Source organism: Staphylococcus sp. FSL H8-0121, from assembly GCF_038008425.1.
Lineage (GTDB): Bacteria > Bacillota > Bacilli > Staphylococcales > Staphylococcaceae > Staphylococcus > Staphylococcus pasteuri.
The window spans coordinates 988,431-1,010,615 of sequence record NZ_JBBOZB010000001.1; the positions used below are offsets into that span (position 1 = coordinate 988,431).

Consider the following 22,185-nt stretch of genomic DNA (forward strand, 5'->3'; position numbering starts at 1 on the left):
ATCTAACCTCCCACTGGTTTAAAATTTGCTTTTCTTGATTTCTGTCTTTCGTATTTATCTATACCTTTAAAAATTTGTTTTTCGTTTGCAAACTGATCAATGACAGGTTCAAAATCTTTATCTGCAATGTCTTGATTGCTACGTGCAAGTTGCATCAATAATGAAATCTGTTGTTGTTGTCCCTCAATCATTTTAAGCAACAATTCAGTATCGTTGTTATTAGTTGATACACTCTTACTACTGAATGCACTTGGTCGTTTATTACCTTTTGATTTAGAACCTTGAATGTCTTTAGCAGCAAGTGCTAGTAATTTTATAGCGTCAGTACGACGGTTTGGATCAGTTGGTATTACCCACTCTGGGTATCCACCTTCTGCGATGTTATACCAACCTGCATTTTTGATTAAGCCTCCTGTAGCAAATCTACGATGTCCACTAGGCCCCCAACCTGAACGTCCGTAAGGTAAATCTCTACGCCAATTTGAGTTATTGAAGAATGCTAATAATTGATCGTAACCATTTTTAATATTTTTATGACCTCTTACTGCATAACTTCTGAATGTACTAGGCACATATTGAAGTAATCCTTGTGCAGGTGTACCACGTAAGTTGTTTATATCACCAATATTACCTTGAGTAACACCTGCATTACCATTTGACTCACGTTGAATTTGAGCGATGATACCATTCAATTCTCTTCCTGAAAGGTTTACTTTCATGCGTTTAGCGGCACGTCGAATATCACCTCTCCATTTGGAAGCAGCCTTATTTTGACCTCCACCGCCGCCACCATTATGTTTTTTCAACCAACTTGTAGGGTCAAATGCTACACCGTTTCGTTGCATTTCATAGTGTAAATGAAGTCCAGTGGAACTACCTGCACCTGCTCCATCTTCGCCAGGATTACCACCAGAAATACCCAAATAGGTACCTGGTCGCACTTTTTTAGTTCCATTAAACGCTAGTTTATGTAGATGTCCATAAATAGATTTTAAACTACCGTTCGTTATTTCTACGTGGTTTCCAAAACCACCACTCCAACCTCTAAAGGTTTTAGCTGTACCTGACATCGTTGAGTAGACTTTGTCATGTTTATAGTTAATATCTAAACCGTGATGCGGTCGAGGGAATGGATATCCAGCTTTTGCGGCTTCAGCAGCAGTTCTTGCAAATCCAAAGTTGATACCTTTGGATAAGTCAATGTAACCACCGTCACCACCACCACTATCTTCTAGCCATTCTCCAATTTTTTTAGTAGCAGCTTCTTTAAGTTTTTTAAACATACCAGTCATCATATTGTATGGTAGTTCGGCGGTCTTACTTATACCGAAACTATCCTTACTAATACCAAAACCTTGAAGGACTTTATTAAGTAATTTTCCTGGATGTTCAATGTAGTCCAACACATCACCAACAGATTTTTTAAGCCAGTCTTTACCTTTACCTGCAGTTTCTAGTGTTTTATCTACAATAGCTTTCCCACTTTTTACAACCTTACCTGTGATAGCACTGGCTTGTTTACCAACGTTACCCGCAGTTTTTTTAGCATTCCCTATAACATCACCAACTACATTTTCTCCGTGCTTGTGTTTTTTAGGCTTCTTGCCTCCACCAAGCAAATTGAAACCTGTACCATTTGCAAAACGCGGTAATGTTCCAGTTGAGAATTGAGGATTATTTTTTAATATAGAGTGTGTCTGTTTACCATTTAATACTGAACTACCTTTAGGTAAATAAGTTGTAGTATCTCGATTAGGTGTGATTGCAGTTTTTCCATTAGGATAACGAATCATTTCATGACGGAAACCACCTGGACCATTTCCACGTCCTTTGTCTCCAACAGTAGCAAGAGTATCTCTGTTTATTTTCCCGTTAGTTACAACATTTTGTGTATGAATTGAAGTCGTACCAGTGTGTAACTTGATATAAGGTAATTTATCCATACTCAATTTACCGGCTACCCAGTTAACACCTTTGATTAATTTATTTAATCCGCCTTTAACTCCACTGACCATACCACCGATATGACCTTTGATTCTACCAATCAATGTTTTTAATCCACTGGCCATATTTCTAAATGTATTTCTAACACTGCTCCATAAACTTTTTGCAAGACCAGTAACAGAGTTTTTTATACCTTTCCATTTAGAAATCGTATCACTTTTCACTCTACTGAATGTGCTACTTGTACCGCTTTTTAAACGGTTCCATGTATTTTTTACGCCACTCCAAAGATTTTTAGCGTAATTCACCACAGAATTTTTGATATTTTTCCAAGTCTTAGTAAGCCAGCCACGTAGTTTACCAAAGATTGCTTTAGTGATATTCCATGTTGATGTAAAGTTGCGTTTAACTCCGTTATATAAACTTTTAGCAAAACTAATCACTTTGTTTTTAATATAACTCCATACTTTAACAGAGAAATTTTTAATATTATTAAATACACGTTTCACAAAGTTCCATGTACCTGTAAACGCAAGTTTTACACCATTATAAAGACCTTTAGCTAAAGCAATAACCTTATTCTTAATATAAGTCCATACTTTGACTGTAAAGTTTCGAATACCAGTAAATATCTTTTTAACTATACCTGATAAACTTATAAAAGCTCTTTTTACTCCTGCACCTAAAGCTTTTGCTAATGCAACGACTTTATTCTTAATGTAATTCCACGCTGCTATAATCCAACTTCTTAAAGCGCCAATGATTTTACGAACACCATTTGAAAGTGCTCGAATTGCTCCAATCACACTGTTTTTTATAACATTCCATACACGTATAGAAACGCTTTTTATAACGTTCCAAACGCTTGTAACAAATGCTTTTAAACCACCAATAATGGCTTTTGCTCTTGCAATGAAAGCACGAATGATAGCCAATACACTGTTCTTAATAGAGTTCCATATTGCTATCGAAACAGTTTTAATTGCATTCCATACCGCAGTAATTACGGCTTTCCACATTGCAAAGGACGCTTTCATCATAGTAAACCAAACTCTAATAATCGCCATTACACCATTTTTTATGGCATTCCAAATAGCAATTGATACATACTTAATACCATTCCACACTGCAGTAATGACTGTCTTCCACATGCCGAAATAAATTTTAACGGCAGTAAGCCAACCTTGAATTATTAACATAACCGCAGTCTTGATACTAGTCCATGCAAGCACTGCACCTATTTTAATCGCATTCCATACTGCAGTGATAACTAGTTTTAATGATTGAATTGGATGTAGTACGGCCATTTTAATAGCATTCCATGCTAATGTGGCTGATGTTTTCATTAATCCCCATATAACCATTGATGCCGTTTTTATACCGTTCCAAATACCGATGATGTAAGGTTTAAGGAATCCAAACACAGATATAGCAGTATTTTTTATGGCATTCCAAGCAGAGATAACAAAATTACGGAAAGTTTCATTATTTTTCCATAGATATATAATACCTGCAACTAAAGCACTAATAGCAGTAATAACTATACCGATTGGACCTGTCATAAACCTAATAGCTAGACCCAAACCTCGAGTAGTTAACGCTGCCATTTTTGTAGCAATAGAATATTTACCTGTCATTATGGTTGCTAATGAAGTGTTTCTAGCATTTAATATTTGTGCTAATGCAAGAGCTCGTGTAACACCTGTCCAAATAGCCATCGAAGTTTTAGTTACATTTACTATAGCATTATATGCACCTGTTACTAACGAGGCACCACCAACTACTGTTCTATATACTCCCCACATTGGAAGAATTGCAGCCAGTGAACCACCCACTGCTGTTAAGATACCTGTCATTAGTCCCATTGTGTTATTAGCCGTAGCACCTTTAGCGACAAAGCCTGTCAATGCAGTAGTTATTCTTAACATTATTGCACCAACTGGTGCCATACCTTTAATTAATCCTACAATAATGGATCCAATATTCTTAAGTAATTGCCATACAATAGGTCCGTTCGTCTCTAAGTATTTTAAGAAGTTTTTAAAACCTTCTGTGTTTTTTAAGTTCGCTGCCCAATCTTTAAACGATTGTGTCACACCTTGCATGCCTACTAGCACATTATGTGAATGACCACTAAAAGCACTAAATAAACTGATAATCCCACTAAACACATTACCAAAAATTTGACCAACAATTGGCAAGTTCGTTTTAGTGTATTGAATGAATTGAGCTATACCTTTATCTGTACTTGTGCTATTTGCCCAAGTATTAAATTTATTAGCTAGACTTTCAATACCTTTACCTGTCCATGTAAATAATGGCCCAAACTGTGTAAACATGTGGGTGATACCGTCTCCAACTTTCATTGCTGCATTTAATAAGTTTTGGAATATCGGCGGACCTATATTATTAATGAGTTTGAATGCATTGTTTGCATTATTAGATGAGTTAACCCAATCACGCATTCTAGCAGATGCTTGAGCTATTTGACTTGTGGTTTTTGAAATGAATGGTGTAAGTCTTGTTAACGCAATCTTAGCGATATTAATACCATTAGCCATAGTATTAAAGATATCTGCTTGATTAGCTTGCACTAAACCTTTCCATTGATTTTGCAAACTATTTAAAACTGACTGGTAATTTCTAACTTCTGCAGTTGCTCTCAATTCACCATCTTCAAGCATTTTCAACGCAGTTGTAGCCTGGCCACTAAATGCAGTTATTGCACCTAGCGCAACACCATAAGCACCACCAAGCCCAATAGCACCACCTGCAGCAGCAGTTGCAGCGCCACCAATACCAGACAACGCACTTACAGCACTTCCCGCTATTGGAATGATGGTACTAATATTTGATATTAAACCACCAAAGCCTATACCATTCACAACATAACCGACGTTTCTAAAGCTATTACCTATTTTATTTATTTTAGCGTTGACTTCTTCCCAACGTTGACCCATAGCTGTTAATGCAGGTCCCATGCCAAAGAACTTTGTTTGTTCTCTATGAAATTCTCGCATTTCTGATGTTGTTTCATCTATTCTATCTTGTAGAACGTTGTAAGCCAATGCTTGTTGATAAACTTCTTTTTCAGCTCTGTCTAATTTCGCGGGTAGTTGACCAACTTCACGATTTAAACTAGCATAAGATTGTTCTGCTGCGTTTGCTTCTTTCTTAGCCGTATCCATTGCAGATTTTGCACTTGCCATCGCTTGTTGATTTGCTTTACTAAAATTTTGTAATTCATTCTTAGCGTTGGCCGTTGCTATTTTAGACTCATTTAAATCACGTTTAGCACTATCTACAGATTTTGAAAGACTTACATATTGTGTTTTAGCTTTAGTTAACTGATTGCCTAATGCCGTTAGCTCTTGTTTGCTTGCTTTACCTGACTTACTTAATTCATTGAATTCATTTTGCAAATTGTCGACAGAGCTTTTAGCATTTTTCATTTTGGCACTTAATGCTGTAACAGTATTTTGCATTTCTTTCTGTGATACTTGAGCAGACTGAACATTTGCTTTATGTTCTTTCAACTCATTGTTCAACTTGTCATAAGAATCAGCTAGAGTATCATAACTTTTTTTAGCTTTTTGAGCGTTACGTGCCGATTCTTCAAGTTTATCTGACATGGTTTCTTGTGCACGTCTTAACTGATCTAACTTCTTCTGTGCTTGTTCACTCGCTCTACCTTGTTGAGTAAGTGTTTTGTTAAGTCCTTCAATTTCAGTTTCGTATTTTTCTACTGATTTTTCGGCTTTATCGAAACTTGAAAGGTTCTTTTTCATTTCTGCATCAGTAGTTTGTAACTTACGCTTTAAATTGGCCATACCGCGATCAATATCTGATGTATCTAGGCCTAAATCAATCGTAAAACCTTTAATTTCATCTGCCATTCAACTCACTCTCCTTTCTTTAGAAATAAAAAAAGAGAGCCTAGCTTGAAGCTCTAGGGTCTTTACCTGTTATAGCTCCAATTAGGCTCTCGTTTTTACCAACTTTCTTCGTTTTAGATTTCTTCTTATTATTCATAATGCGAAGTAACTGATAAATATCTGTGTTGTCAATCTCAGGCATTTTCCAACCATTTTCCATCAACTCTTTATAAAGCGTATCAAGATATTCTGATTGTTTTTCATAAGTGAAATCTTCGGGCTTTAAACGAGAGTCATCTATTTCGTTGTCTTTCCCTCGTCACCTAAGATACCGCCTAATTGTTCCATTGCAACCGTGATAACTTCACGTGCATCAATTCCATCTTCAAACTCTTCTGCAGTGAATTGACCATCATATAAGTCATTTGCAATAAAGCTATATAATTTGTCTAGTAAGTTATCGTCAAATTCGCCGCCATCTTGTTCTAATTTTTGGAATTCTTTACCTAAGTTGAAACCTTTACGTGCAACACTACCTTTAATAAAAGCAGGTGCATGATATTTTTTTACTTCTCCATTTTCATCGTATAATTCAATAAATTTTTTAACTGCCATAATTTATATTCTCCTTTTCATCGGGTTTTCTTTTAGACCGAATAATTAGTTTTTATTTTTGTATACAAAAATAGACGACCGAAGTCGTCTATAAATCAATTATGCTGTTGGTTCAGTTGCTTCTGCATCTGTAGTAGATTCACTTGCAGTACTATCAGAAGATGTTGATGTACTTAAAGGTTCAGCTGTTGTTTGAACCGTATCAAACGTTTTACCGAATATTGAATTAAAAATCGTGTCACGACCTTCAGTTTTGCCTTGGTCATCGTAAGCCATAACCACTGCTAACTCTTCATCGAATCCATCAACTTTACGTTCCATGAATTGACCTTCGATTTCATCTGAACCGAATTCAACACCATCTTCTTTAGTTTGTCCTTCTTTGTTTGGTCGTGTGAATACACCTTTTGATAATCCAAACCACTCTTGAGAGCCATCTTCCATTGTACGTGGGATAGCTACGGCTGTATAAGTAATACCAGTTGATTTACCAAAGCCATAAACTGATTTATTTGTTTCGTGTTCAATTAATCCTAATAAGTCTTTTTGAACATCAATTGGTAACTTATGGAAAGTTAAAGATAATTGTGTTTCACCTGCTGATTTTGCAATTTCAGCAACCTTGTTAGAACCATAAGCTTTTTCTAATTCTTCACCAAATTCAATAGAAAGCTCTTGAACATAATCAACTTCTTTAATACCTGAAGTTTTAACTGTTCCATCACTTTCTTCTTGTAATACTGCATAGTACATTTTTCCTAAACCTGTAGCGGCATTATATCTACCCATTTAAATATCCTCCTTAAATTTTTGCATTAAAACAGCCCTTCGTTTCTCACGAAAGGCTAATCAATTAAATATTTTTATCTATATGTCTTAAACCATCTATCGTATAAGGATTTCCACGGTAGCGTCGTGCATCCATATACAGTTTTAAATCTGTGTCATATTCATCAGTTCCATCCACTTGTTTAAATCCTATTGACCATAAGGTTTGACGGATCTCTTCTTGTAGAAGTTTAACCATATCATAATTAGGACCACGAACATCAATTTGATATAGATATTCGGTTGTTAAATTAGTATCACTTGCGTAGGTTTCGGGTTGTGGGGTGACAAGAGGGTCAATCAATATATAATGATTCGACCTATCTGCCGTCTCGTCATATGTGTAAGCTCGAATTCGACCTGTACAATGTTGAGCAATTGTTGCGTTGTTCAATAGATATTTTTTTAAAGTTTTCAACATATCAAACATTTACAAGTCTCCTTCCAATGATTGCTTTATAATTTCTCTGAATGGTCGTTCAGTCATAAACATTGTTCTAGCAATTGCACCTTTACCTCTTGGGTTTGGGTTTTTAATTGTTCCCCATTCGTTTAAATGTATAATCGCATAGCGGTTCATTGAACCATGCCAGTGAACTTTAACCATTCTTGTTTTCCCGTGAACATAATAAGGGTCAGTAACTGAAACTTCATGAATACTTGCACCTGTATCACGGAACACTTCAAAATTCGTTTTCAACACATTTACAAAGTATTTAGAACCTTTGTTCAATGCTTTATCTTGAGCTTTAAGCATTTGGGCTTCTCCGTACTTTTCGCCAATCTGCCTAAGCATTTGGTGAACACCTTTAACGTCTACGCTCATTCTGAAATCTTCCCAATAATCTTAATGTTCCTATGGTTATCTGTATCATCAAAGACTTGTTGAATATTGTATTTTTTATTCCTATATTGCGGTAGTTGAATTTCAAAATACATATCATCAGTAATTTCTATATTAATAGGATGATACGTAACCATAGTTAAACTAGCTTGATTGTTCGTCATGTCCAAATCTTTCTGTGATGGTTGATAAACATTAGCAAAACACTTAAAAACGACCTCTTCCACAGTTTCACCAGGAAAAAAGTCGTCTGTCGGTGTTGCTTTATAAAATGCAACTGGCGTTCTCATGTCGCCACCAGTCACAAATTCATTACGTTGTAGTGCCATCATCTGACACCTCCATGTTCATGATTTGAAATTGAACAATACTAGATAAAAAATTATTGTGGAATTCCTCTAGTTTATCGTTGAATACATATCTTGTACGTTCATAAACTAATTCACGACCTAATGAGGATTGTTCCATATCGAAGTCCCCACATTTTGCTTTAATATCTTCATAAGACATCCCTAAATCGTTTTTAATACGATCATCTTCGATATCATAAAAAATTCTATTACGATTTTTGAATTCTTCCACATGCGTATCAGTAATCATTTAAATCACTTCGATTCTCTAACTCGTTCTAAGAAAGGTCCTTTAAAACCATTCGCAGACAAAGTTTTTTCAACTTCATCTGCACGTTTCACTGTCATTTCTACTTTGTCTCCTGCTTTAAGAGACTTTGCTAATTGCTTATCGTTGTAGTTTTTTAACACTTTATAATTGGCCATTATATACACCTCCTATGCTGTCGGCTCAGTTGCTGCAGCGTCAGTTGATGTAGGCGCGCCGAATGAACTGAAATCAACATCATATACAAATGAAGTTTTGTTATCATCGGGTTCTGCATATAAGAACTGTTTCGCCGTATACAAGTCCATATCTTCTAATGCTAATGTTTGGTCGAACTCACGAACGATTACTTCACTACCAGCATAGAAGTTATAACGTGTTTTATCGAATGCTACTGCTTTACCTTGAGGTACAAATTCAGATTGCTCGAACGTCACGTTAAATGGTACCGGACTTACAAATTGGCCATTGTGTAATTGCATGAATGCAATACCAGTGTAGATATAGTCTGCAGGGTTTAACGCAATAACAACGTTATTTAATACGCTAGCACCTTTAGAACGTTTAACATTACCGTCTTTATCATAGTATTCTTTAATTGATAAGTTTTTGATAATGTTACCAATTTCTTTAATTGATGTTTCTGCATCAGCTAATGTTAATGTTCCTGCAGAAGTTTTTTCTGATACCGCACCGTTTGTACGATTAATTTCATTCATTAATCCTACTGGTTGGTTTTTAGCAGCACCTAAACCTTGAATAGCAGTTTTTTCAATTGCTACTGCGAAAGCTTCTTTGATTTGTGCACGTACATAACGGTCAACCCATTGCACACCTGCATCTTTTAAATCTTTTGGTACTACAACAAATGCAGTTGCTTTACCTAATGTAACGTCTTGTTCAAAGAATGAATCCTCTAATTGACCTTTAATTTCTGAGAACACTGGACCCCAAACAACTTGACCTTCTGGTACTGAACGAATCACACGTGCACGTAATCCAGTACGTTGAATTGTGATATGTTTCAATAATGGGTGTTCAGTTTCAATATCTTTGAAGATACGGTCAATAACCGTTTCAGGTAATAATTCGCCATCTTTCCAGTTAGTATCAGTGTTGACATGGTCTTCTGAAACTAATGCGTTGTAGAATTTCTTTTCTTCGTTAGTTAAACGGTTCACATTACGCGCATTTAATACCGCATTGTCACCTTGTTCTTGTTTCATGTCTTTACGAATCGCATTTGCTAATTCTTCAGAATAAGCATTCATATATTCTGTGTATTTTTCTTTCACTTCTTCATCAGAAGCTTTAGAACTCATATTCGAAAACTCTTTTAAAAGCTTTTGAGAGTTTTGAAACTCTTGTTTGTTTTCTAGATCAATTGCCATAATTAAATTCTCCTTTATTATTTAATATTCATATTGAATAAACGTGCAAAACTGTTTTCTGCAGGTTTACTTTCCGTTTGTTTTTCAGTTTCTTCCGAACCTTTGTTATTACCTTTTTTAACTTCTGCTAAAATTTCTTCAAGTTTATCCATTACATCTTCAGCTGTGATGTCACTTGTTTCTTTTGGTTGTTGATTAGGATCTTCGTTATGGTATCTAGCCATGAATTTGTCACCTCCCAAGATTGTTGATGTGGTTGCAGCTGCAACTCTTGAGTTCTCAGTAATATTGTCGATTAAACCTAATTTTTTAGCCTCTTTAGCAGTTAGCCATGTTTCTTCATCCATATAGTCTTGAAGAATCGCATGGTCTATGTCAGGGTTTTTATCGACATAACTGTTAAATACAACACTGTTAATGCGTTCTAAATCTTCCGCTTGCTTTTTAAAACTTCTTGAATCACCTTCACCAATCGTCCAAGCATTATGTACCATTAACATGGCGTTACCCGGCATATTAATGGTGTCGCCTGCCATTGCAATCACAGAAGCAATACTTGCAGCAAGGCCATCAACATTAACTGTGATGTGAGCATCAAAACGTTTTAACATGTTGTAAATCGTTACACCACTGAAAACATCGCCACCATTACTATTAATATTCACAATGACTTCATCAACATCTCCCATAGCTTTTAATTGATCACGCACATATTGTGGACTAATTGTCATACCTTCAATTGTTGCGCTATCAATCAATCCGTAGATGTCGATTTCGTTATTCGCCATTTATATCACCTCCTTCATTACCTGTAGATTCTTCATCTACAGTTTGATAGTTTTTAGTGATAATAAACTTCTGCATATCTTCACTTCCGATAGGCTCAAAACCTGTAAGCACTCGAATTTCATCTCTATTGAAAGAACCACTTGCAATGAGTTTGTCTACTGCTTCACTCACTTCAAGTGGTCCTTTTTGGTCGATACTTATAGCTTTAATTCTTTTACCTTCTTTATATCCTCGTTCGCTAAACAATTTAGCATTCAATTCATCGGTTATTTTTTCAATAATCGGTTTGATACAGAACTTCATATAATTATCAGTCATTGCTTCTATATCTGCCGTATCTCCATTAATCAATCCAACTGGTATTCCTAAGTTTCTAGCAACATAACTTAGTAACTGGTTAGGTACTTTAGCCATATCATCGATTTGTGATGTGTTTTTTGTATTACTAGATGTATGTTCTTCATACTTATAACCTTTTTGAACTGGAACAATAGCTATGTCATTATTTTCAAATGCTTTATATGCATTATTAATAAATCTCTGCATGTCCTCGTTGCTTGCATTGGTTAATGGTGTATTAGCCTCCATTCCTAAGGTAGCTCTAATTTGGTTACTCATTAAATTAGACTTAATCATTCGACCAAAGATATCACCATAATCATTAAACAAGCCATATAACATATTTATAATTGCTTCATTGTTGTATTCAAGGTATATCACTTCACTCATTCTAAATGAACGTTCAAACTCGAACTCACGTACTATGACGTGGTCAAATATATCATCATAGAGTGCGTATTCCTCTCTCACAAAGTCATCTGCAATAACTAAATCCTTTGAATCAGTAACAACAATTAACACTTCATTATCATAAATCAACTTTCGTATTACCTTTTGCCAAAATGTTGCAGCACTTTCATCAGTATTTGGCCTAACATTCAATTTATAGTGCGTTGTCGAAGATGTATCTTTACTTTCACTATCAATAATTTCAAATTTAGTTTGACTAATTGTTCTAGCTATATGATTTATACACGTATCTAATGCCCACTTTTTTATGTAAGCTTTGTGTGACGTCTCATGTAACAATTCAAAATCATAACTAAATTCGATTGCTTCATTCCTGCCCATAATTCTGTCGAATATACTCAAAATCCCACCTCCTAAAAGCTAATATCTGCCATGATAAACGGTTGATCATACTCTAATATCTCATCTGCACGATAAAGTGCGTGTAACATGGCATGGAAACCATCAGTTTTACGTCTAACTTCATCTTTTTTGATATATTTCTTACTACCATCTGGCTGCATTTTGACTGCCACATTGTTTGTGAACCATCTCATCAATGGATTGTCCCCAAAGGTAATTTGTTTCTTAGCAAACATGGTGTCAATTCTAGGTGCGAGCAAACCATGTATAGCAGTTGGATTTTTAATCACTTCTAATGGAATCCCTGCCTCTTCAAATGGTCGTCTAACAATATCTGTTCTGAAGTTATCTGATATGACTTTCGTTAAATTGTATTTACTTTGTTGTTGTAAAAACCAATTAACAATGTATGAAATATCAATGACGTCATCATCAACGATTGTTAATAAACCATCATCTGCCCATTGCTCAATCGGAGGCTCAAGATGTGTTGTTTCTAAAAATTCACGTCTGATAAACGAATGTGTTAACCAGTAATACTCGCCATTATCTCTAAACAATAAGCCCACACTGGCAAAATCTCGAACTAACGCGTAGTCGAGACCTCCAATGCAGGCTTTATTTTCGAGATTAGGTAAAGGTTTATTCGTAGCTTTGATTTCTTCCCATGGCGCAACAACTTTTTCTTCATCGACTTCAGGTAAGTTCATACGTTTTGTCATGAATTCTGGTTTATTTGAGCGATTGATATGCAAAACATTATATTCTTCTTTAATTTTTCTTTTTAAATTCTTTGCATATCCTGTTAATGGTGGGTGTAGCATTGGGTTAGCTTTTTCCCACATCGTTTCATCATCAACTTCTTTAGGATCATCAAGTTTACAATAAAATGGGAAAATCCTATCTTCCGTATTCTTGCCTTCCAACACTTCTAAGATTCTATCTTTCATGTCATCCATAAAGCCTTCACGGACAAAACCGTCAGTTGAAATGTAAAACGTTCTGTCATGCGGCACTTTTCCTAAACCACCACGTTTGACGTTTACCATATCCGCTGTTTCATAAATAGCAATCTCATCAAAGATTACACAACCTTCACGACCACCATCTTTAGTTTTCGTATTTGAAGTATTGTATTTGATTATCGATTGAGTAGCCCTATTTTTAATTTCTGTTTTACTGACTTCATAAGGTGCTTTCGGTCTTTCTGCTACTTTATTTCGTTTATGTTCAAGCAAAGTATCATATATTTCATTAAACGATGTTTTCGCTTGGTCCTCACTGTTTGCAACAATTGAAATGTCATATTTCTTAATACCATGTATTGGTGTAGTGAAGAAATCACTAATTGCGCTTATGAAACCATTTTTACCTGCACCACGCCCCATGAATAAAGCGAATTCTGTGAAATATGGAGTGTTTAACTCTTCATCCATTAAGAATAAAAAAGCAATGATGAATTTCTGAAACGGTTGTACTGGAAAGTACCATTTATTGATAAATTTGGTGCACTTATCTATCTTTTCATCATCAAAGGAGATGTTATCTTTCACTAAAACATGATTTTCTAAATAGTTAATTAGATCAATACGTTCTTGATTTAAAATGATTTTACCGTCACGCCATTGTTGAATGTACTCATCTACATATTTGTTATAAATCATACATAATCATCTACTGGTTCATCAGTTTCAACTGGTTTAGCATCTTTAGGTAATAAATCGGTTAATTGTTTCATCACACGTTGATAAGATTGGTCACGCGTATTGTACAAACGAGCAATTGGTCGTTCACGCTCATAGGCAGGTACATTTTGAGATTGTTGGAACATATCATATTCGCCATTCTCTTGTATATCTTCCCACATATAGTTGAGCATCACTCGCATACGTGCTGCTTGAATGATAAGACCTTGAACTACATTCTGTTTTTCTTGTGGGATATCTTTGAAGATGGCATGTAACCTTTTTTCTTCTTTATCGACTAACTTTTCACGCTCTTTGCGTTGTTTTGCAGTTAATTGCATTTAATTCACTCCTTTCTACTTTATTGGGCGGGGTTAGGGTTACATATGAAAGAATTATGAAAACTTGAGAAGTCGAGCCCTCACGCCGTTCTCCCTATCGGGAAATAATCGGGAAATGATTTTACCCGGGGTGTGTTCTTTTACCATTTTTCATCTCGCCACTTTTGTTCTTTTGGTTTAAATTGATTTCCACCATATTGAAATCGAGTGTGTCTTTTATTATGACAAGCTTTACAAAGTGTTCTAAGATTATCTGGTTCAAGTTTCAAATCTGGTCTGTCTTGTAACTCTTGAATGTGATCTATTTCTAATCCAGTTGTTGTGACCTTACCTTCCTCACGACACCAACTGCATTCATAGTTATCGCGCTTTAAAACTTGTTGTCTAACATCTTCCCAAGATTTACTATTGTAGAATCGTTTACGTTCTTTGTATTCATTGTAATCTTCCATAGTTAAACCTCTTATATAACAAAGAAAGACACACCACTATGTGATGTGCCTCATGTATTCGTATCGTATGACTCTAGTATAATGTTATTGATATGACTAATGCACACATGGTTCGATTAGTTCGATGTGTTCGATTGGTTCGATTAATCATATGTGGTACGCACTTTTAGTGTACCTCTTAATCATATAAGGATACTACCTTTTGTAGAACCCTTTAATCATAGTAACCTTGTTGTGCATCCATGTATACATTGACTATCTCATTAACACATCCATAGAATGTAGACTTACTCTTTATCTCCATAAGCTCCATGATAGTCTTGTGCTTGATGCCTATCTTAATTAATTGAAGTATGTGATAGTTCATCTCATTAGTTACATACTCCTCATACTTATCTATGAACTGTAGTTTATTGAGTAGCTTAACATTACGTCGATACTCTCTATTTCTATCTAACACTTTGACTAATACTTTATCACCTGTTCCACCTTTAGCTTTAGGCATTACTGCTTCTATACCATATTGTGCAGTAGATGTACTGTCTGCATCATATACCTGTGCTTCAATAATATTACGCATCCACTTATAATTGTCTATCATGTTTCTTACTTCGTCACGTGTATACATGTACTACCTCCGTTACCTACATTTAGTACCAGGTACTAATAATAGTATAAATTATAAAGGTACTAGAGTAAATTAGTACCTTTACCTTAAATATATATATAATTAATTTTAAACTCTTTGCATTCTTCCATAGCAATCCTTTTTCAGTTTGACAAAAGAATTGTTATCCATTTGATTTTGTACATACACTGAACGCCCATGTAATTGTCTTACTTTATATAGCCATGGTTTCTTTAGAGTATTTCGTGTGTCGTTACTTTTATCGTTTTTATTAGCAATTTCTAAATTTTTTAAAGATTTATACTCAGCATATTGAGTACGGCTCATACCTTTAGGTACGTTAAACACTTCTTCTTCAGTCCAATTATCCCTTATTCTGTTACTAACAATACCATGATCTAAAGCATTATCTTGCATCTTTTGTAGTTCCAAGTTAGTTAGCTCTCTTTTTTCATTTTTAACTTTAATGGTAGTCTTTAACATTTAAAACATCTCCAGATTGTTTGTATAGTGTTTTTCATTTTATATCAAATCATGGTATTGAGCTACCCTACTTTTTAAAAAATTATTAATTTTTATTAAACTTGTTAGCTACCTTTTCCATTTCCTCTTGTAACTCTCTAATCCCTTCTTCACCATTATCTTTAACAAAACGAGTAAATAAGTATACGTTAGTGTATCTCAAACCGTTGTTTTCATTACGTAACATACCATTATTTCCAACAAGGAATAATATAATAACTGCAAGTATGATTGATATGATTATCCACATTAGTTACTCACCTCAGCGTTTAAATGGATATGATCATGTTGGTTAAAGTCTTGTGGTGGTTTATCAACTTCATCTTCTCTATATCTGTAGTGTTCAATTACTGCATTAGTAACGTACTTACCTAGCTCATACATTGCTAATGTGAATAGTAATTTTAAAATATGTTTAATCATTGTCTGCCTCCTCATATTTTTTCAACGCCTCTTCCTTACTCTCTGCCTCAACCACCGTAAATGTTTGATTATCTCTCGACTGTGTAACGTGGTTGTGTTTGCGTCCTGTTGAATCTGTGAATGTTGTGATTAGGTATTGTGTCATTAATGTTCAACCACTGGATAATGAACGTCTTTAATTTTTAATGAGCAAACACTGTAATAAAAGTCACCATTACCTGCATCCGCATAACATTCACCTTGTGCAATCGGATTTTGATTATGATACAGAACTACAGTAGCAAGACTTTCACTTTCTTCATATGGATAATCCTCAATTTGAGGACGTGTAATTTCGTCTTCTATTTTCACGTTAGTAATAACTGCGTCTAGCTTTACATTCGTCCATGTTCCCCCAGCGTGTGCACAGCAGTCTTGTTCACTTTCAACTATTTCAATTACTGTTCCATCATCTAGCGTTAATGTTTCATCGGTCCAAGCAGTTACTTTTTTATATAATATTTGTTCTTTTATTTCTTAAAAGCTTTTGTAATTAATACCATACATTCCCACTCACTCCTTAAAATGTTTATCTAATTCTTTATTAACATGGGATATTACTCTTGATTGATTCATTTCTTTACGTTGTTCTTCCATTCTCTTATAAGCCATAGCTTCAAATTCACGGCGTTCTTTATTTACTTTATCTCTGAATTCTTCATACTCTTTTTTATTTTTGTTATATAACGCTAGAGCTACAATAATTGTTAATACATACAACACAGCGAATACACCTATCGCTAATAAACCTAATAAGAATAAGTCGTTCACTTCCCCAACACCTCCCGAATTTTAGTCAGAATATCTTTATCTTTCGATGTCTTCTGATTTGATGAAGCTCCCGTCTTTTGACATGACTCCTGTTCTGTCTTTAATCTCTCCATAAGCTTGTTCTAAACACTCCCGTAACGTCATATTATTTTGTTGGGCCAAAATCACTAAAGTAACAACAACGTCTCCTATACCGTCTCTGAGAGCGTCTGTGTTGTCTCTGCATAGTGCAGCAGCAACCTCACCCATTTCTTCGCTTGATTTAGCATACTGTGTAAAGCTATTACCTTTATCAAGTCCTTTATCGATACTCCACTCTTCTACTGCTTTTACTAATTGATCTAATTGATTAGTCATTATCGTTGTCCTCCGAATTGATTATTTTGATTCATTCCATTTCGAATTAGGTTTAATTAATTGATTAATGTGCAGATCATCATTCAACGAACGTATCTCATCACCTGTATCATAAAAGACATTGGCTAAATATCTGCCGAAAGCATCATCTTTATACGTCTGAACATATATTTTCTTATTCTCTACACATTGCTTAGTAAAGTTAGTAGCTTTACTATAATTTTCTTGACCTCTCTCTGGCGTATCAACATTGAGTAACCTGACACGCCTTTTAGCAAATGTTTCAAACCCTAAATCTAAATCAATGTCTAACGTGTCCCCGTCAACAACATTGGTACATGTTGCTTTAAATGTGTATAGTTGTTTTTTGATGTTCATCTCATACACTCCCTATTACTTTTAATGTGTTCTTCTAATACTTTCATCGTGACTTTACTTCCAGCCACCTTAACCACAAAACCTTGTACGCCTTTTTTACGCAATTCACTTTGTATCTGAGTTGGTGTCTTGCCTGCTGTATCGTATTTATAACGTTGGTTGATCGTTGATGAGAGTTCTAATGTGTTAGTTGTCATTGTGCTGCCTCTTTGTAATCAGTTACCCACATGAACATTAATCCATCTTCAACGTGGTTTCTATTACATTTCCTTGATACATTCGTTCTATCTAAATTCATATGCTTACTAGCCTCTCTAGTGCTTGAATACTCTTCAACAATGTTGTTATTAGAATCGATTAGATATACCGCTTTAGAACAACCTTTATTTATTCTGTACAATCTATATTTCTTGAATGACGTTGCAAATAAATTATCTGCGGTGATGTCGTTGTAAATTCTATTTTTAGGATACGCGTGCATACCATTCTGAATACCTGCAATAAAAGTTTTAAATACTATGTCGCTAGCTCGATGATGTTTATTTTTGTAAATGATGTTCAATGAACCTTTGTTGTTATTAGCAAATTTAAATTGTCCGTCTAATGTCTTAAATCTACCTAGATTACTTACATACAATTGATAATGTTCATTGAACTTCCAAACTTCATCACTTACTTTTATAAGCTCATTGATTTCTTGTTTCTTTTTTATACGTGGTAGTTTGTCTGTAAAGAAACAATTTAGTTTATAGTTAAACTGACCTTTGTGTTTCTGTTGGTATATTGTCATTTCTGGAATACCAGTAATATAACTTAAATGCTTAACAGTTGTTTTAGTGATAGTATGTACAAATGGTTCATACATATAGATCATGATTAATCACTCCATTTTTTCAAGTAATCTTCCTGCATAGTCATACGCTTTTTTGATATCTTCTTTTTCATTGTCTTTTCTGCCACTACGCACAGGGTATTTAATCATATTGCCCTTCATATAGCCTTTGAATTCTTCAAATGAAAGTTGTTGATATAAGAATTCAATCACGTCTATCCCGTCACTACCTTGATAATGTTTCGGTGTTCTATTAGATACGCCCACTACTTCATCTAGCTTTTGTGTAAACGGTAAGTCTACCACAACAAAATCATCATTATCAGTTAGTCTGTAGGTTTGTCCATTATGCATAATCAAGTCGGTAAAATCCTCACCAGTCACTAAATTTTTGCAACGTTGAGTATACTTACCATATTGCGACTGTCCATTATCTCCTATAAATTGCACCCAATCTCCAGCATTTAAATCTTTTATCCTCATCTCTCTATCCCCTTTGCACTCTGCCGTATGAATCAGTTTTGATTGTTGCGATTAAATTATTTCTTTCTAGATTTCTAAAATAACTACTATCAACTCTGTTCTTTTTCAATAATTCCAATGAACGTTTGGCTCTAGCTAATCTTTCTTCTCTACGTTTACGTTTTAATTCTTTTTCGTGTCTCATCTCTGCTCTTTGGATTTCGTACAATTGCTTTGAATTCAACCCATCGCCTTTATAGAATTCTGGAACTTGTTCAATCATCTTAATTAACCACCTTTAAATTTATTTTTTTGCCACTAATTAACAATTCTTTACTACCTGTTTCAACTAATTCATTTATTTCTTTCTTAGTTAAAATCAATTCTGGGATTTGTTTGTAACCATTAGATTTATTTATTTCGACTTGTTCGAATAAATCGTCAAACTCTACTTTCAAATAATTTTGTATATTTCGTCTTACATTATCCGAGATATATCTTTCTCCGTTTACTAATCTAGATAGATAGGTTTGATCAATGTATATTTCACTTGCGAACTGTGTATATGTCATATTTCTTTCATTTAAAATCCTATCTAATTCTTCTCGCTTTATTGCACATTTGATTACTTTCATTTACTCCACTCCTAAAATTCTTCTATAGATACCCCAGTTACTCTGTGATAGCCCTGAAATACATCTGACGGACTATCTTTTATATCTTTGATTAATTGTTCTTTATTATTTGTTTCTTCTTGTATAATCACCTTGATTGTGACTTCCGCGTTTACTGTTTCTTCTGGCATTTAATCCACTTCCTTTATGACCATGACGATTTTCGATTCTTCGGCATACATCTTGTAACTATCTATATGCACTACTTGATTATCGTCTTGCCACACATGTTTATTTGCAGCGTCTAATACTGTCTTAATCAAATTATCTACATCTGGCTTAGTACGTTTATATGTGCCTATTGCAATTAACTTTCGTTTCTTGGACCAACTTTTCGGTGGTTCAAAATAAAAGTACAACGACACTTTCAAATTCTTATCTGTTAATAATTTCGGCATTTGTCCCTGTATATACGTCTTGTGCTTTGTGTATGATGTTGGCATATAAGTTTGAACAAATTTACCTGCATTACGAAACCTTGGGCGAGGTGATCCAATAGGTGCTTTATATGTTTCATTAAATTTAATTTCTATTTCCATGTGCCACCTCTACAAAAATTCAAATAAGTTTGCTTGTAACCCTAGTTCTTTTTCGTATCTGAGGTCATACACGCCCTTAAATCGTTTTAGCTCACTATCTGTCATGATTTTCTTTTCGTCGCTAAAATGAGCTCCTGTGAGCGAATAAACCTCATTTGTATCATCTTCATACTTGATGACTTTAATATCTTCCGTGCCATCTTCTCTATATAGGTAGTACCTTTCGATAATTCCCATCTTTATCTCTCCATTTCGTCTCGTTCATGATTAACTCCTGGACGTCTTCGTACTGATTAAATGGTGTTATTGTGCCAGCTTTTAACAATCTATCTAACGCCCAACCAACCTCTAATAGTGTTTTAGCGATGAGTGAGTCGTTTTGATAATCTTCTCGATACATAATGCCTAGTAATTTTTGATATTCGTATACTTTCATCCAATAAACCTCTGCGTTTTTTTATAAAATTCTATATGTGCCACGCCAGTTTCTCCGTCTTTATTTTTCGATATGATAAACTCAATATCAGACTTACCAGTATCCACATCAACTTGATCTTTATCGTAATAATCATCACGATAAAGAAAGAAAATCATGTTAGCGTCTTGTTCAATACCGCCTGCCTCTCGTAAATCAGACATCATAGGGCGTTTATCATTACGAGATTCAACACCACGACTTAACTGCGATAATGCGATGATGATACAACCTGTTTCTTTTGCGATGATTTTTAAATCACGAGATATCTTTTCGACTTCTAACCTTCTATCTCTTTGAGGTACGTCTGATTGCATAAGTGTTAGGTAATCAATAAAGATGACATGAGGTTTATCTGACTTTTGAGACGCTACTTCCCTAACGTCTTGTGGTGTCATTTGTGCTTGGTCTTCAATCTTTAATGACTTGCACTTCTTGATTTGGTCAATTGCTTTCATAACATTTGAAACTTCATTGTCATCAAGTCCATTACCTTGTTTAATTTTGGTAAGTGGTATGTTTGTAATAGACGCTACTAATCTCTCGACAATGTTGTTGCCACCTGTCTCTAAACTGAAAAACGTTGTTGGATAACCTCGTCTTGCAATATTCCACATCATTGTTAAAGCAAGTGCCGTTTTACCTAACGACGGTCTAGCACCTAACACATTGAGTTGACCTGGTTCAAAACCAATAATTTTATTGTCTATAGATGAAACCCCTGTTTTAATAAATTGTTTCGGTTCATCAGATAATATGTTTTCGACAACCTCAGCTAAAAAACTATCAGTAGCGTCAGCTTTTTTAATCGTCATGCCCTTTAATTTTTCTAATTCCTCGACCAAATAATTAAAATTATTCTTAGTTGGCATTGATTGATACTCTGAGACTTTCTCACGAGCCTGTGACAAGACGTATTCTTGTAATAGGTTCAATTGGTCATCCATAAAAAATACCTTGTCAGTTCCCTCTGAGTTGTATATTCGACCTAGTCTCTCAGTAGATATAAATTCGTTGTCATCACGACTTTTAAAATAAATTTGATTAACATCAACTTTGCCTTGTTCGAGTACATATTCCAGAAACCCTTTTAACTTCTTGTCAGTAAACATCTCTGGTTTTAATCTGAATTTGCCTAGTAACTCTGGGTTACGCATAAGATTAGAAATTATCGACTCTTCGGTGTTCAATACATCAATAGTCATCATCTAACCCCCAATCTTCTTTCATCTTTTGCCATTGTTCTCTTAACTGTTGTCGGTTCTTTCTGAATTCTTTATCATGCTGCATTCTATATTTATCAGTTTGTTCTTCTGGTATCACTGCACTTTCCATTTCTGGTGGTTTACGATCAATAATTTGTGCAATTGTAGGTTTATAACGGCTTTCCCTAATGTATTTCTTAGTTTTGTGTAAGGTTCTGTCGTAGTCGCCATAATTCATGATTTGTTCTAACCACAAGTCAAACTTGGTATCATTAAACTTCATATCGTAGACATTATTAACTAGCTCTATGATTTCGAATGCTTCAGCCTTAGTCATTGGCATAAT

35 protein-coding genes are annotated in these 22,185 nt (G+C 34.8%); all 35 read right to left on the reverse strand.

Translation table 11 applies throughout. The features are described from left to right. Positions 1–2: 2 nt before the first annotated feature. The 35 genes from LFT63_RS04830 to LFT63_RS05000 all read right to left on the reverse strand — a co-directional run bounded on the left by LFT63_RS04830 (position 3) and on the right by LFT63_RS05000 (position 22,182). A complete protein-coding gene (locus LFT63_RS04830) occupies positions 3–5,840 on the reverse strand; it encodes a peptidoglycan DD-metalloendopeptidase family protein (RefSeq protein WP_340768144.1) in 5,838 nt (1,945 codons plus the stop codon). A 40-nt stretch (positions 5,841–5,880) separates the two neighbouring features. Beyond that, positions 5,881–6,120 (reverse strand): UPF0158 family protein, encoded by a 240-nt coding sequence (locus tag LFT63_RS04835; RefSeq protein ID WP_201454198.1) that lies wholly within the window; start codon positions 6,118–6,120, stop codon positions 5,881–5,883. Next, positions 6,117–6,434 carry a phage tail assembly chaperone G gene (gene gpG / locus LFT63_RS04840; RefSeq protein ID WP_029056527.1) on the reverse strand — a complete coding sequence of 106 codons (318 nt, stop codon included), beginning with the start codon at positions 6,432–6,434 and terminating at the stop codon, positions 6,117–6,119. The genes LFT63_RS04835 and gpG overlap by 4 nt, the downstream gene beginning before the upstream one ends. Positions 6,435–6,533: 99 nt before the next feature. Then, positions 6,534–7,223, reverse strand: a complete 690-nt coding sequence (locus tag LFT63_RS04845; protein WP_154836119.1) for a major tail protein — start codon at positions 7,221–7,223, stop codon at positions 6,534–6,536. A 64-nt stretch (positions 7,224–7,287) separates the two neighbouring features. Then, a complete protein-coding gene (locus LFT63_RS04850; protein WP_154836117.1) occupies positions 7,288–7,692 on the reverse strand; it encodes a hypothetical protein in 405 nt (134 codons plus the stop codon). Further along, on the reverse strand, positions 7,693–8,088 hold the full coding sequence (locus tag LFT63_RS04855; protein ID WP_154836115.1) for a hypothetical protein: 396 nt from the start codon (positions 8,086–8,088) through the stop codon (positions 7,693–7,695). Next, entirely contained in the window at positions 8,085–8,438 is a 354-nt protein-coding gene (locus LFT63_RS04860) for a phage head-tail adapter protein (RefSeq protein ID WP_228065464.1), read from the reverse strand. The genes LFT63_RS04855 and LFT63_RS04860 overlap by 4 nt, the downstream gene beginning before the upstream one ends. After that, complete coding sequence (locus LFT63_RS04865; RefSeq protein ID WP_002452336.1) at positions 8,419–8,706, reverse strand: hypothetical protein; 288 nt, start codon at positions 8,704–8,706, stop codon at positions 8,419–8,421. The genes LFT63_RS04860 and LFT63_RS04865 overlap by 20 nt, the downstream gene beginning before the upstream one ends. Positions 8,707–8,711: 5 nt before the next feature. After that, positions 8,712–8,882, reverse strand: a complete 171-nt coding sequence (locus LFT63_RS04870) for a hypothetical protein (RefSeq protein ID WP_177244129.1) — start codon at positions 8,880–8,882, stop codon at positions 8,712–8,714. Between the two features lie 12 nt (positions 8,883–8,894). Beyond that, positions 8,895–10,115, reverse strand: a complete 1,221-nt coding sequence (locus LFT63_RS04875; protein ID WP_340768153.1) for a phage major capsid protein — start codon at positions 10,113–10,115, stop codon at positions 8,895–8,897. 17 nt (positions 10,116–10,132) lie between these two features. Further along, positions 10,133–10,903 carry a head maturation protease, ClpP-related gene (locus LFT63_RS04880; protein WP_340768155.1) on the reverse strand — a complete coding sequence of 257 codons (771 nt, stop codon included), beginning with the start codon at positions 10,901–10,903 and terminating at the stop codon, positions 10,133–10,135. Then, the gene (locus tag LFT63_RS04885; protein ID WP_340768156.1) at positions 10,893–12,056 is read right to left on the reverse strand and encodes a phage portal protein; all 1,164 of its coding nucleotides are present in this window, start codon (positions 12,054–12,056) and stop codon (positions 10,893–10,895) included. The genes LFT63_RS04880 and LFT63_RS04885 overlap by 11 nt, the downstream gene beginning before the upstream one ends. 11 nt (positions 12,057–12,067) lie before the next feature. After that, positions 12,068–13,720: a terminase TerL endonuclease subunit gene (locus LFT63_RS04890; protein WP_154836111.1), complete on the reverse strand. Its 1,653-nt coding sequence runs from the start codon at positions 13,718–13,720 to the stop codon at positions 12,068–12,070. Then, positions 13,717–14,082, reverse strand: a complete 366-nt coding sequence (locus LFT63_RS04895; RefSeq protein WP_072291780.1) for a hypothetical protein — start codon at positions 14,080–14,082, stop codon at positions 13,717–13,719. Before LFT63_RS04895 ends, LFT63_RS04890 begins: the two co-directional genes overlap by 4 nt. 140 nt (positions 14,083–14,222) lie before the next feature. Continuing rightward, positions 14,223–14,534 (reverse strand): HNH endonuclease, encoded by a 312-nt coding sequence (locus LFT63_RS04900; protein ID WP_154836109.1) that lies wholly within the window; start codon positions 14,532–14,534, stop codon positions 14,223–14,225. Positions 14,535–14,748: 214 nt separating this feature from the next. Next, positions 14,749–15,162, reverse strand: coding sequence for a hypothetical protein (locus LFT63_RS04905; RefSeq protein WP_208969818.1), 414 nt, complete (start codon positions 15,160–15,162; stop codon positions 14,749–14,751). A gap of 108 nt (positions 15,163–15,270) precedes the next feature. After that, entirely contained in the window at positions 15,271–15,645 is a 375-nt protein-coding gene (locus LFT63_RS04910; protein ID WP_154836106.1) for an SA1788 family PVL leukocidin-associated protein, read from the reverse strand. Between the two features lie 85 nt (positions 15,646–15,730). Continuing rightward, positions 15,731–15,934, reverse strand: coding sequence for a DUF1514 family protein (locus LFT63_RS04915; RefSeq protein ID WP_017636904.1), 204 nt, complete (start codon positions 15,932–15,934; stop codon positions 15,731–15,733). Beyond that, complete coding sequence (rinB, locus tag LFT63_RS04920; protein WP_017636905.1) at positions 15,934–16,107, reverse strand: transcriptional activator RinB; 174 nt, start codon at positions 16,105–16,107, stop codon at positions 15,934–15,936. The genes LFT63_RS04915 and rinB overlap by 1 nt, the downstream gene beginning before the upstream one ends. Beyond that, a complete protein-coding gene (locus tag LFT63_RS04925) occupies positions 16,100–16,252 on the reverse strand; it encodes a DUF1381 domain-containing protein (RefSeq protein WP_017636906.1) in 153 nt (50 codons plus the stop codon). The genes rinB and LFT63_RS04925 overlap by 8 nt, the downstream gene beginning before the upstream one ends. Continuing rightward, the gene (locus LFT63_RS12645; protein ID WP_026083462.1) at positions 16,252–16,620 is read right to left on the reverse strand and encodes a DUF7448 domain-containing protein; all 369 of its coding nucleotides are present in this window, start codon (positions 16,618–16,620) and stop codon (positions 16,252–16,254) included. Before LFT63_RS12645 ends, LFT63_RS04925 begins: the two co-directional genes overlap by 1 nt. A gap of 39 nt (positions 16,621–16,659) precedes the next feature. Then, positions 16,660–16,917, reverse strand: a complete 258-nt coding sequence (locus tag LFT63_RS04935; RefSeq protein ID WP_017636908.1) for a hypothetical protein — start codon at positions 16,915–16,917, stop codon at positions 16,660–16,662. Positions 16,918–16,953: 36 nt separating this feature from the next. Further along, complete coding sequence (locus tag LFT63_RS04940; protein ID WP_017636909.1) at positions 16,954–17,274, reverse strand: MazG-like family protein; 321 nt, start codon at positions 17,272–17,274, stop codon at positions 16,954–16,956. 21 nt (positions 17,275–17,295) lie between these two features. After that, the gene (locus LFT63_RS04945; protein WP_017636910.1) at positions 17,296–17,652 is read right to left on the reverse strand and encodes a thermonuclease family protein; all 357 of its coding nucleotides are present in this window, start codon (positions 17,650–17,652) and stop codon (positions 17,296–17,298) included. Next, the gene (locus LFT63_RS04950) at positions 17,649–17,849 is read right to left on the reverse strand and encodes a hypothetical protein (protein WP_017636911.1); all 201 of its coding nucleotides are present in this window, start codon (positions 17,847–17,849) and stop codon (positions 17,649–17,651) included. Before LFT63_RS04950 ends, LFT63_RS04945 begins: the two co-directional genes overlap by 4 nt. Then, the gene (locus tag LFT63_RS04955) at positions 17,846–18,526 is read right to left on the reverse strand and encodes a hypothetical protein (protein ID WP_340768163.1); all 681 of its coding nucleotides are present in this window, start codon (positions 18,524–18,526) and stop codon (positions 17,846–17,848) included. Before LFT63_RS04955 ends, LFT63_RS04950 begins: the two co-directional genes overlap by 4 nt. Positions 18,527–18,532: 6 nt before the next feature. Beyond that, entirely contained in the window at positions 18,533–18,967 is a 435-nt protein-coding gene (locus LFT63_RS04960) for a DUF3310 domain-containing protein (protein ID WP_017636913.1), read from the reverse strand. Positions 18,968–18,971: 4 nt separating this feature from the next. Then, positions 18,972–19,229: a hypothetical protein gene (locus LFT63_RS04965; RefSeq protein WP_017636914.1), complete on the reverse strand. Its 258-nt coding sequence runs from the start codon at positions 19,227–19,229 to the stop codon at positions 18,972–18,974. 1 nt (position 19,230) lies between these two features. Continuing rightward, entirely contained in the window at positions 19,231–19,581 is a 351-nt protein-coding gene (locus LFT63_RS04970; RefSeq protein ID WP_017636915.1) for a helix-turn-helix domain-containing protein, read from the reverse strand. 11 nt (positions 19,582–19,592) lie between these two features. Then, entirely contained in the window at positions 19,593–19,751 is a 159-nt protein-coding gene (locus LFT63_RS04975) for a hypothetical protein (protein WP_017636916.1), read from the reverse strand. Next, positions 19,752–20,159: a RusA family crossover junction endodeoxyribonuclease gene (locus LFT63_RS04980; protein WP_017636917.1), complete on the reverse strand. Its 408-nt coding sequence runs from the start codon at positions 20,157–20,159 to the stop codon at positions 19,752–19,754. It abuts the gene before it with no gap. A 9-nt stretch (positions 20,160–20,168) separates the two neighbouring features. Beyond that, entirely contained in the window at positions 20,169–20,396 is a 228-nt protein-coding gene (locus LFT63_RS04985; RefSeq protein WP_017636918.1) for a DUF3269 family protein, read from the reverse strand. Next, positions 20,365–20,595, reverse strand: coding sequence for a hypothetical protein (locus LFT63_RS04990; protein WP_017636919.1), 231 nt, complete (start codon positions 20,593–20,595; stop codon positions 20,365–20,367). The genes LFT63_RS04985 and LFT63_RS04990 overlap by 32 nt, the downstream gene beginning before the upstream one ends. Next, positions 20,592–21,839, reverse strand: coding sequence for a DnaB helicase C-terminal domain-containing protein (locus tag LFT63_RS04995; RefSeq protein WP_017636920.1), 1,248 nt, complete (start codon positions 21,837–21,839; stop codon positions 20,592–20,594). Before LFT63_RS04995 ends, LFT63_RS04990 begins: the two co-directional genes overlap by 4 nt. Further along, the gene (locus LFT63_RS05000; RefSeq protein ID WP_017636921.1) at positions 21,829–22,182 is read right to left on the reverse strand and encodes a hypothetical protein; all 354 of its coding nucleotides are present in this window, start codon (positions 22,180–22,182) and stop codon (positions 21,829–21,831) included. Before LFT63_RS05000 ends, LFT63_RS04995 begins: the two co-directional genes overlap by 11 nt. Positions 22,183–22,185: the final 3 nt, after the last annotated feature.

What these genes read in the sequence shown, in the direction of transcription:
- LFT63_RS04830 (WP_340768144.1), bottom strand. Translation starts at nt 5,840, where the DNA reads ATGGCAGATGAAATTAAAGGTTTTACGATTGATTTAGGCCTAGATACA.
- gpG (WP_029056527.1), bottom strand. Translation starts at nt 6,434, where the DNA reads ATGGCAGTTAAAAAATTTATTGAATTATACGATGAAAATGGAGAAGTA.
- LFT63_RS04845 (WP_154836119.1), bottom strand. Translation starts at nt 7,223, where the DNA reads ATGGGTAGATATAATGCCGCTACAGGTTTAGGAAAAATGTACTATGCA.
- LFT63_RS04850 (WP_154836117.1), bottom strand. Translation starts at nt 7,692, where the DNA reads ATGTTTGATATGTTGAAAACTTTAAAAAAATATCTATTGAACAACGCA.
- LFT63_RS04855 (WP_154836115.1), bottom strand. Translation starts at nt 8,088, where the DNA reads ATGAGCGTAGACGTTAAAGGTGTTCACCAAATGCTTAGGCAGATTGGC.
- LFT63_RS04860 (WP_228065464.1), bottom strand. Translation starts at nt 8,438, where the DNA reads ATGATGGCACTACAACGTAATGAATTTGTGACTGGTGGCGACATGAGA.
- LFT63_RS04865 (WP_002452336.1), bottom strand. Translation starts at nt 8,706, where the DNA reads ATGATTACTGATACGCATGTGGAAGAATTCAAAAATCGTAATAGAATT.
- LFT63_RS04870 (WP_177244129.1), bottom strand. Translation starts at nt 8,882, where the DNA reads ATGGCCAATTATAAAGTGTTAAAAAACTACAACGATAAGCAATTAGCA.
- LFT63_RS04875 (WP_340768153.1), bottom strand. Translation starts at nt 10,115, where the DNA reads ATGGCAATTGATCTAGAAAACAAACAAGAGTTTCAAAACTCTCAAAAG.
- LFT63_RS04880 (WP_340768155.1), bottom strand. Translation starts at nt 10,903, where the DNA reads ATGGCGAATAACGAAATCGACATCTACGGATTGATTGATAGCGCAACA.
- LFT63_RS04890 (WP_154836111.1), bottom strand. Translation starts at nt 13,720, where the DNA reads ATGATTTATAACAAATATGTAGATGAGTACATTCAACAATGGCGTGAC.
- LFT63_RS04895 (WP_072291780.1), bottom strand. Translation starts at nt 14,082, where the DNA reads ATGCAATTAACTGCAAAACAACGCAAAGAGCGTGAAAAGTTAGTCGAT.
- LFT63_RS04900 (WP_154836109.1), bottom strand. Translation starts at nt 14,534, where the DNA reads ATGGAAGATTACAATGAATACAAAGAACGTAAACGATTCTACAATAGT.
- LFT63_RS04905 (WP_208969818.1), bottom strand. Translation starts at nt 15,162, where the DNA reads ATGTATACACGTGACGAAGTAAGAAACATGATAGACAATTATAAGTGG.
- LFT63_RS04910 (WP_154836106.1), bottom strand. Translation starts at nt 15,645, where the DNA reads ATGTTAAAGACTACCATTAAAGTTAAAAATGAAAAAAGAGAGCTAACT.
- LFT63_RS04915 (WP_017636904.1), bottom strand. Translation starts at nt 15,934, where the DNA reads ATGTGGATAATCATATCAATCATACTTGCAGTTATTATATTATTCCTT.
- rinB (WP_017636905.1), bottom strand. Translation starts at nt 16,107, where the DNA reads ATGATTAAACATATTTTAAAATTACTATTCACATTAGCAATGTATGAG.
- LFT63_RS04925 (WP_017636906.1), bottom strand. Translation starts at nt 16,252, where the DNA reads ATGACACAATACCTAATCACAACATTCACAGATTCAACAGGACGCAAA.
- LFT63_RS04940 (WP_017636909.1), bottom strand. Translation starts at nt 17,274, where the DNA reads ATGACTAATCAATTAGATCAATTAGTAAAAGCAGTAGAAGAGTGGAGT.
- LFT63_RS04945 (WP_017636910.1), bottom strand. Translation starts at nt 17,652, where the DNA reads ATGAACATCAAAAAACAACTATACACATTTAAAGCAACATGTACCAAT.
- LFT63_RS04950 (WP_017636911.1), bottom strand. Translation starts at nt 17,849, where the DNA reads ATGACAACTAACACATTAGAACTCTCATCAACGATCAACCAACGTTAT.
- LFT63_RS04955 (WP_340768163.1), bottom strand. Translation starts at nt 18,526, where the DNA reads ATGATCTATATGTATGAACCATTTGTACATACTATCACTAAAACAACT.
- LFT63_RS04960 (WP_017636913.1), bottom strand. Translation starts at nt 18,967, where the DNA reads ATGAGGATAAAAGATTTAAATGCTGGAGATTGGGTGCAATTTATAGGA.
- LFT63_RS04965 (WP_017636914.1), bottom strand. Translation starts at nt 19,229, where the DNA reads ATGATTGAACAAGTTCCAGAATTCTATAAAGGCGATGGGTTGAATTCA.
- LFT63_RS04970 (WP_017636915.1), bottom strand. Translation starts at nt 19,581, where the DNA reads ATGAAAGTAATCAAATGTGCAATAAAGCGAGAAGAATTAGATAGGATT.
- LFT63_RS04975 (WP_017636916.1), bottom strand. Translation starts at nt 19,751, where the DNA reads ATGCCAGAAGAAACAGTAAACGCGGAAGTCACAATCAAGGTGATTATA.
- LFT63_RS04980 (WP_017636917.1), bottom strand. Translation starts at nt 20,159, where the DNA reads ATGGAAATAGAAATTAAATTTAATGAAACATATAAAGCACCTATTGGA.
- LFT63_RS04985 (WP_017636918.1), bottom strand. Translation starts at nt 20,396, where the DNA reads ATGGGAATTATCGAAAGGTACTACCTATATAGAGAAGATGGCACGGAA.
- LFT63_RS04990 (WP_017636919.1), bottom strand. Translation starts at nt 20,595, where the DNA reads ATGAAAGTATACGAATATCAAAAATTACTAGGCATTATGTATCGAGAA.
- LFT63_RS04995 (WP_017636920.1), bottom strand. Translation starts at nt 21,839, where the DNA reads ATGACTATTGATGTATTGAACACCGAAGAGTCGATAATTTCTAATCTT.
- LFT63_RS05000 (WP_017636921.1), bottom strand. Translation starts at nt 22,182, where the DNA reads ATGCCAATGACTAAGGCTGAAGCATTCGAAATCATAGAGCTAGTTAAT.